The organism is Paenibacillus sp. J5C2022 (assembly GCF_025567625.1).
Lineage (GTDB): Bacteria > Bacillota > Bacilli > Paenibacillales > Paenibacillaceae > Pristimantibacillus.
In genome coordinates, this window is the sequence record NZ_JAOQJC010000030.1 from 85338 (window position 1) to 93401 (window position 8064).

Annotated in this window: 9 protein-coding genes and 1 pseudogene; 8 read left to right on the plus strand and 2 right to left on the minus strand. The window is 45.7% G+C overall.

Going from position 1 to position 8064, the window contains the following annotated elements:
• Window positions 1-27: 27 nt before the first annotated feature.
• Window positions 28-1035, minus strand: coding sequence for a cell wall hydrolase (locus M6D81_RS21695; RefSeq protein WP_262679141.1), 1008 nt, complete (start codon window positions 1033-1035; stop codon window positions 28-30).
• Window positions 1036-1340: 305 nt separating this feature from the next.
• Between M6D81_RS21695 and M6D81_RS21700 the strand changes: the two genes are divergently transcribed.
• The 6 genes and pseudogenes from M6D81_RS21700 to M6D81_RS21725 all read left to right on the plus strand — a co-directional run bounded on the left by M6D81_RS21700 (window position 1341) and on the right by M6D81_RS21725 (window position 5746).
• A complete protein-coding gene (locus tag M6D81_RS21700) occupies window positions 1341-2102 on the plus strand; it encodes an SDR family NAD(P)-dependent oxidoreductase (RefSeq protein WP_262679142.1) in 762 nt (253 codons plus the stop codon).
• A gap of 377 nt (window positions 2103-2479) precedes the next feature.
• Window positions 2480-2677: pseudogene (locus M6D81_RS21705) on the plus strand (class I SAM-dependent methyltransferase); the annotation flags it as partial.
• Between the two features lie 156 nt (window positions 2678-2833).
• Entirely contained in the window at window positions 2834-3175 is a 342-nt protein-coding gene (locus M6D81_RS21710) for a class I SAM-dependent DNA methyltransferase (protein WP_262679143.1), read from the plus strand.
• Window positions 3176-3816: 641 nt separating this feature from the next.
• The gene (locus M6D81_RS21715) at window positions 3817-4167 is read left to right on the plus strand and encodes an AbrB/MazE/SpoVT family DNA-binding domain-containing protein (RefSeq protein WP_262679145.1); all 351 of its coding nucleotides are present in this window, start codon (window positions 3817-3819) and stop codon (window positions 4165-4167) included.
• Window positions 4168-4461: a type II toxin-antitoxin system RelE/ParE family toxin gene (locus M6D81_RS21720; protein ID WP_262679146.1), complete on the plus strand. Its 294-nt coding sequence runs from the start codon at window positions 4168-4170 to the stop codon at window positions 4459-4461.
• Between the two features lie 304 nt (window positions 4462-4765).
• The gene (locus tag M6D81_RS21725) at window positions 4766-5746 is read left to right on the plus strand and encodes a hypothetical protein (RefSeq protein ID WP_262679147.1); all 981 of its coding nucleotides are present in this window, start codon (window positions 4766-4768) and stop codon (window positions 5744-5746) included.
• A gap of 541 nt (window positions 5747-6287) precedes the next feature.
• Here the strand turns inward: M6D81_RS21725 and M6D81_RS21730 are convergent.
• The gene (locus M6D81_RS21730) at window positions 6288-6995 is read right to left on the minus strand and encodes a transposase (RefSeq protein ID WP_262679148.1); all 708 of its coding nucleotides are present in this window, start codon (window positions 6993-6995) and stop codon (window positions 6288-6290) included.
• A gap of 339 nt (window positions 6996-7334) precedes the next feature.
• Here M6D81_RS21730 and M6D81_RS21735 point away from each other — a divergent pair, with 339 nt between their 5' ends.
• A complete protein-coding gene (locus tag M6D81_RS21735) occupies window positions 7335-7508 on the plus strand; it encodes an HAD family hydrolase (RefSeq protein ID WP_262679149.1) in 174 nt (57 codons plus the stop codon).
• A gap of 1 nt (window position 7509) precedes the next feature.
• Window positions 7510-8004, plus strand: coding sequence for an HAD family hydrolase (locus tag M6D81_RS21740; RefSeq protein ID WP_262679150.1), 495 nt, complete (start codon window positions 7510-7512; stop codon window positions 8002-8004).
• Window positions 8005-8064: the final 60 nt, after the last annotated feature.

The following is an 8064-nucleotide window of genomic DNA, read 5'->3' on the forward strand; positions in this document are numbered from 1 at the left end:
ATGAGCGTGATAATCGACTTCCATGCGTTATTTCGCAAACCGATGATTCCCGATTGTAACAATATCGTCGAGACTGGACCAGAACTTGCCCTTGGATACTTTCGGATTGTAGAAGTAGATCGCACCCTCTACGTTGTTCTTGCCATTCAGCGCATCCTTAACCGCCCGAAGCACGCTCTTGTTCGGCTTGCTCTTATCCAGCAGGCCGTTATGAGCCGGCGGGAACTGCCGTCCGGAATAGATGACGTCGCGAATCGTCCCCGGGAATCTTGAATCCTTCACCCGATTAAGGATGACGTTGGCCACGCCCAGCTGCCCTTCATACGATTCGTAGCCGGATTCCACCTGCGTCAGCTTCGCCAGCAATGTGAATTCTTCCTCGGTGAACGGCTTCGCTTCATGGTCCAGTACGGAAGGCACAACGACACGAAGCTTCGCTCCTGCCTCTATGCTGTCCGCACTCTCCAATCCGTTGCGATGAAGCAGTTCCTGCTCGCTGGAGCCATGCTCCTTCACTGCGTCGGCAAAGCCATACTCTTCGGATATAACGGCGAGCGGCACCGCTGCCAGCTCCGCTACCCGTAATTCCTCATCCCACTTCACGGTCGCATGCATCAATTCCGCCGCCTGGCGCAGCGGCATGTACATGCGGCCCGATTCCAGTAACGGGAGCTCCTCCAGCATATACCGGCCCTCGTTGAAGTATACAACCGGAATATCTACGCCGAATACTATGATATCTCCCAGCGTCGTCTTAACGGTCACTTCCTGATTGTCGCCATCCCACTTTACCTTAGCACCGAACAGTTCCGCTACGCTCGCTACCGGCACGAACAGCCGCTTCTCCTTGAGCAATAGCGGATCGGCCAGCTCTACTTCCTCTCCGTTCATGCTGATGGAGATATCCTTTGTCACCTTTACCTGCTCTGCCGATGTGACAGATGCAGCCAGCGCCATGCCTAACAAGAACAATACAAGCGTCATAACTATACTTTGCGTTCTTATGAATAATTTCTTCCTTGTCCAATGATTCAAATGATCGTACCTCCCAAGCCGTTATGAACATTGCGCAATTGCGCAGGCGGGTATGAGATCGTCATACTAGCTTAATGCCTCCGCCATGTTCATCCATTTGTGTCAAAAGCAATTGCACGCTCATCATTTCCGCAAAATTATATCACAGGTCCGGGCCAGGTGGAGATTAACAATTTCACATAATTCCGGAATTCCTCGTCGTTACTGCATTCATTCAACTAACAAAAATAAAGTTATTGACTTATTGAACGTTAAATCACTACAATGAGTTAGAAAATAAATCCAAAAAATGAGGTGACGCCACCATGCAAATCGATCTGAGGGACAAAACTGTCCTTATTACCGGGGCAACAGGCAATCTGGGAAGAGTCATGGCACGTACGCTGGCAGGCTGCGGTGCGAATATTGTACTGCATTACATCCGCAACGAAGCGAAGGCGAAGGAACTGGCCGGGGAGATTGCAGGCATGGGTGGACGAGCGCTTACCGTGCAAGCGGACATCACCGATGAAATGCATATACAGAGCATGAAGGAGAAGATAGAGCAAGAGCTGGGCCATGTGGATATCGTCGTTGCCAATGCGGTCATTCAATATCAGTGGACATCTGTGCTGGAGCAGTCTCCCGACGATTACAAGAGCCAGTTCGAGTCTTGTGTCATGCAGAGCGTCTATCTGGCGAAAACGTTCATCCCCGGCATGATTGCGCGCAAGAACGGACGGTTCATCGGCATCAATACGGAATGCGCCATGCAAAATTTCCCGACCCAATCCGCCTATACAGCCGGAAAGCGGGGAATGGACGGGGTATACCGCGTGCTGGCGAAGGAAGTAGGAGAGTATCAGATTACCGTCAATCAAGTAGCCCCGGGCTGGACGATAAGCGATGCCGACCGTGCGAGCAATTCGGAAGACCAGCCCGGCTACTCCCAGCATGTCCCTCTGAAGCGCAGGGGAACGGATCAGGAGATTGCGAATGCCGTCGCATTCCTCGCTTCCGATCTGGCAAGCTACATTACTGGTGCCTACATCCCGGTCAACGGCGGCAATGTGATGCCGGCGATTTAAGAAAAACGCCTGACAGCGTCGACGTCCTACTCTCTTCCTGCACACAAGCCCTTTTCGATGCTCCAGTGTAGGATTCCTACACTATTACTGCTCGAACGCCCCATTTCGGTGCTCCAGTGTAGGAATCCTACACTAAATCTACTCATATCCGCATTTTCGTCTCCCCAGTGTTGGCTACATACATTATATCTACTCAAGCCCGTATTTCTTTCTCCCCAGTGTTGGCCGCATACACTCGAGTGATGTAGTGGTAGGAAGTGAAAGAACCGAAAATTCTATGTTGTTCATACTTCACGTGAGCACCCGGATATTCAAGAGCTGGCATTGGATCACGGATTCGAGATGCATGATTTACATAAGAACATACGTGCGATATAATGATTTGGGATACAAAAGGATATGATGTGTTAGGAGCGACCGCACTTCCGTTCTATGGAACATTTGTCTCAGAAGAAAAGTGCCAGCTTTTGGTGATATCCCGAAAAAAAATGCTGGAAATAGGCTGTGGAAGCGGTCAATCCTTGCAATACCTGGGGGAACGCAAAGCAACCGAACTATGGGGGATAGATCTATCTGCAATCGCGTAACAGCGATTTTGCAAATAAAGCAATGATGCTTCCTGTAACCTTTGTAATCAAGGCACGAAAACTATAGGGTAACGACAGTTCCACAAGACATGACTACAGCAGGTATACGACCGGCTGCCGTTTGAATGGGAGAGAAAATCCAAAATGACGCTTTACAAAAAAACGGTACTGAAACAAGCTTATAACCGATTCGCCGCGCAAAGGGATCAGGCAGAAATCGAGCCTTGGAAGTTCGAAGAACGGGAACGGTTTGTCGAGCAAGTTCTTCGCGAAAACCGCACAACACTTCTTGAAATTGGCGCTGGAACAGGGCGTGACAGCTTCTATTTCGAGCAGAGGAGGCTTAGCGTCACCTGTACTGATCTATCCGAAGAGATGGTGAAGCTTTGCAAGGAGAAGGGGCTGAATGCTTATTGCATGGACTTCTCAGAATTAACATTTGATGCGGAAAGCTTTGATGCAGTATTCGCGCTAAGTACCTTTTAATCGAATCCAGGGAGCGTAACAAACATATTTCTACGCATAAAAGAAAGATTCAGCTAACGAATACGTTTTCAATAAACCAGCAGAAGGATTCGCCGCGGCGGATCCTTCTGGGCGTTGAGCTGAGAATGGCAGGTTTGAAATATTAACACAGTATGCGGTTGCTTCATCAGCTCATTTTATTTACATACTTTTTTCTGTTATCCACGTATAACCTACTGGGGGTAGATGATGAATAGATTGAAGGCGCTTATTGTATGCGTTTCCCATCCTTAAATGAAACGGTAACGTTGCATTTCACCTATAAAGGCAATCTTTCCGAACTATCGGAGACGAAAAGAATTGTGTTTTCGTATGGCACGGCGGAAGGGAACATAGCGGAAACCATTCGTTACGACACCATCGATAAAGCTTTCTTACTGTTGAGTTTGATGAAGATTTGATACGTAGTATTGCAGGAAAGCCAAATGAAAAAATGAAAGTACTACTTCACAAAATGATGTATTGATGATTAGGTAATTTATACTTTCAATTTCAATAAAACAGCGTAAAATAAAGAAGTAAAGAAACAAAGAAGTTGGAATCATGGAATACTTGAAGTAAAGGGGTATACTATGACAATAGCGAATGAGGCGGTGACTCGTATGGATTGGAAGCGCGCGCGTGTGTCTCAGAAGCGTCAAGTAACGATACCTCAAAAGTTCTTTGAAGAAGCCGGCATTAAAGACGAGGTCGAATTCGGCATTAAGGGCAATATCATCATCATTCGCCCTGTACGTGAAAATGCTGGTAGTGACTACTTTGGTGATTTGATTTTGGCTGATTTGCTTAAAGAAGGTTATGCCGGTGATGAATTGCTTGCAAAGTTTCGTGAGCGACAAAGAGAATTACACGTTGCTGTTAAAACCTTAATTGCCGAATCCGGAGAGGCTGCTCGCAATTTCAATGGCGTAGACGAAACGGAAGCACTTTTTGGCGATGTAATGGGGGATTAGATGCTTCCCATTACCTACCTTGGTCCCGCAGAACGCTATTTTAAAAAACTCGTTGAAAAACCACTAAAGCGCGCCTATTTCGATGCCATCCTGGACATTCGAAATGATCCCGCGATTGGGGAACAAAAGACAGGCGATCTCGCTGGCATATTCGGCTATGATGTATCTTATAAGGGCACTAACTATGAGATTGCCTACCGTGTAGAAGAAAATAATGATCGTGAGCTAGTGGTCGTCATCATGGCTGGATCCAGGGAAAACTTCTACGAAGAGTCAAAACGATATTTGAAATAGCGAAAGGATCCTGCCGCGGCGGGATCCTTTTTACTTACTCACAAAATATGACATTGGAAGCCCCTCTTTTGGTTTATTGAAGTAACGGGAAGAATACCGCAACAAACAGCCGAATCAAAACGTATACATTATATGAAATATATGGTATATCCATGAAGGGAAGGAGACCTACATTGAAACCGGCATTTAAGCTTATAGCAGCCTGTATTCATGGTTTTATTTACGTGAGATAAATACTTATACCTTTATTGAACTTTATAAAATTTGCCGATATTTGCGGCATGAGCGGACTGGGGATGGTGGGGTGGCATTCAGCAAAGTTAAAGAATTTGTAGTCATTATTCTTATTGCAATTATACTACCCGGTTGTGTGAACAGCGGTGACGAGCCCGTAAAGGCAGTTCTACCGTCTCCCGTAACGCCTACAACACCGGCAACGTTCATGGATTCCGCTAAGCCAACACCTTCGCAACCAGTCGAATTGAATTTGTCTGAGAGTATTATTATCGGCGAATCCAGTATGGGTACGGTTTACGAGTGGCAGAATAAATTATTCGCTCGGGAACGTGAAGGCATTATCAAGACATTAGGCGACCCTAACATGAATAAGTTCCAAGCATCCATATCGGCGGACGGCAGCCATCTGCTCTATAATCGTAAGGAGAGTAAAGGGGCTCTAAGCCAAGTTCCATGTGAGATATCGCTTCTAGATCTGGAGTCTGGACAGGTGAAGAACGTTATAAACCCCGATGAATCCAATTTATGCCACGAATTTGGTTGGCTAGACAACAACATTTATGTGCAGTGGAATGAATTCCCGTCATCGGGGTTAACCGATCTTACCATCTTCGACGGTAAGTCAGGTGAAATATTGGAATCAGGGAGGCTATACCAGTACTTGAAGGAATGGCAGACGAGAATAGTATTACTGCACCCGCCCAACAAGGACGGGGAACTCGATTCATTAGGAGCCGATATTCGTATTGGTGCATTAACTCCAGATGGCGCGTTCCACCTTCTATTTGAACAAAATGTTTACGAGGTCCAATTTCTCGATATCCAGGTGTCCCATTCTCTGGGAGCAATGAGCATCTTGTCTCATCAATTACCAACCCAATCGTCGCAACTTTGGATGGCACCGGTTGATATGGAACAATGGAGCACTGGAGAATGGCAGGCGGTGGATATCAAACCTGACCCGGATGGCAGGACAATTTCCTATAACAAGGACGGCTTCGTTGTGCTCAGCGACGGTAGACGATTTGAGCTACCATGGCTGAACTAGAACGCTACAAAAGGAAGAGGGAAGTTAGAGTATTGCGGCAAAAGATATCATGTAGCGCAGTCACACCTGGACTTGTTAGGACAATCATCGAATGGTCCTGCTTCCAAAAGACCAGCTGATATTTGTTGATTGGGAAGGCAATCTTAGTTAATTGGTGCGCGGCAACACATTACGATCAGGCAGGACTATTTATTTTTATTTTGGAGCAGATTGTTTTATTGGCTGATTGAAGGTTATGTACCCTGGATATTGATTACTTTACCTTCAGTGCTCGTACTATTAATACCTTTGGTCGGTAACATTATATTTGCAATTAGGTCTAAGAGAAGATGGTGGGAAGTGCTTCTTTTTTCCCTCGTAATTAGCGTATTAATATTAGTAGATCCATTAATCTTGCCGAAATATGGAGCGTGGGTTAATGAGTTCACAATGCGTTTGTCTTTTTCAATTCTTGAAATATATAACTAACTTGACTCTTGCAAAAATCCGAAAAATCGAACGATCTGCAGACATATGGGTAGCGTATATGGTCTTTCGAGCATTATGAGATCATCTTGAGATCTCGTAATATGTCGAATAACGGCTTCTTCTGCATTGCTTGTTCAAAGACATAGAGCAACATTTGCCCCCTATGCTCATGACGAAACCTTCGAACTACATCGCCAAGCGTTAACTTGGTTGAAGGTTTAGACCATTTCATTCTTTGAAGCTCTAGCAGGTTTTGTGTTAAGAATTGAATGGCCCAGTAACGATTAATGCCCTTAAACGAAAGTAATTGGTACTGATCAAAGCCAATCATCTCTTTGAAGTAGCGGTATCCCGTTTCAATATGCCAGCGTATACGGTAGTAGCTCAGGATCGTAACGAAATCCATGCTAAGGTCTGTACACACGATACAAAACGGGCATACATCTGCATCAAACTTGCCTTCCCATGATGTGTCGTCGATGAGAAGAAAGACCGTCCGTTTCCCCCGATTGTTCGGGGCTTTGCGAATCGCTTGCATGACTCGCTCCATACGACGTTTCTGCATACGATTAACAGACCATGGCGATTCATTTAAGAATCTGGTGGTCGAACTCAGATGTCTTTCTTTACCTGATGCTTCACGAATGATTGATATATTTTTGCGTCCCTCACAAAGAATAATGCCATTAACCATTGAAGTGAGGTGGCGCATCTGCGGTTTGCTGAACCCTAATTGAAGAGACAAAATAAACTTGACGATGGCAACATGTGCGGATACCATGGAATTGGGACATTCCCTTTTCTGGAAACTGTTTGTTGTGGTGACCAACAATTTCTCTAGAAAAGGTACGATGTCCTTTTATTTTTACAGGTTCGACTAAGGTTCTGTTAAACCGCAATATTTCGTTTGGAACATACAGATTTCTCTATGACAATGTTTTTGCAAGAGTCAAGTTTCTTTACATATGAACCACATATTAAGCACAGGAACGGAGAATACGGAATTAAGAGAGAGGATATTTATTATTTTAGCAATGGCGAATTGTCTGTCTTATAAAGATAAAGCTTTTATTAACGGGAATGTTTGATAAGAAACAGCTCTCAGGTAGGAGAAAATAATATGATCTTTTTCGATTTGGACGGCACGCTTCTCGACTTTAAAGGGGCGGAATACCGGGGCGTACTGACATTTTATGATAAATTCCGCTCTTCATACAGGCTCCAGGCCAACCCGGACGCATTCTACGCCGCCTGGTGCCGGGCAAAAGCATTATGCACGATTTCTGCGTGGTGAGTTGTCGTTTGCGCAGCAGAAAATCGAACGCATGCGAGAGTTGCTCGATCCCACCGCTTCTGAGCGTGAGGCTGCTGCTTGCTTTCAGCACTATGTGACTAGCTTCGAAAGCCATTGGCAGCCGTTTGATGACGTTCTTCCCTGCTTGCAGCGTCTTGACGGACAACGACTTGGGATCATTACGAACGGAGATATGGAGCAACAACAGCGGAAACTTGAGGTTATAGGTCTGTCTGACCGCTTTGAGGTCCTTGTAGCTTCGTCTAAGGCTGGCATTGCCAAGCCGGATGCAAGAATTTTTGAGTTTGCCTGTGAAAGAGCTGGTACCCCACTGCACACGATGGTATATATAGGCGACGATGTGAAGACCGATATCGCCCCCTGTCAGGCGCTGGGCTTGAAGGGAATTTGGGTGAATCGTATGAATGAGATGCCGGTGCAGCCAGTTCCTTATGCTGTTACGACATTAGCAAATTTATTCGATCATCTCCCCTGATGTGGCGATAATAGGGAAGATTTCTGAACCGGGTACTTGTGAACCTCTCGTCAATTAATT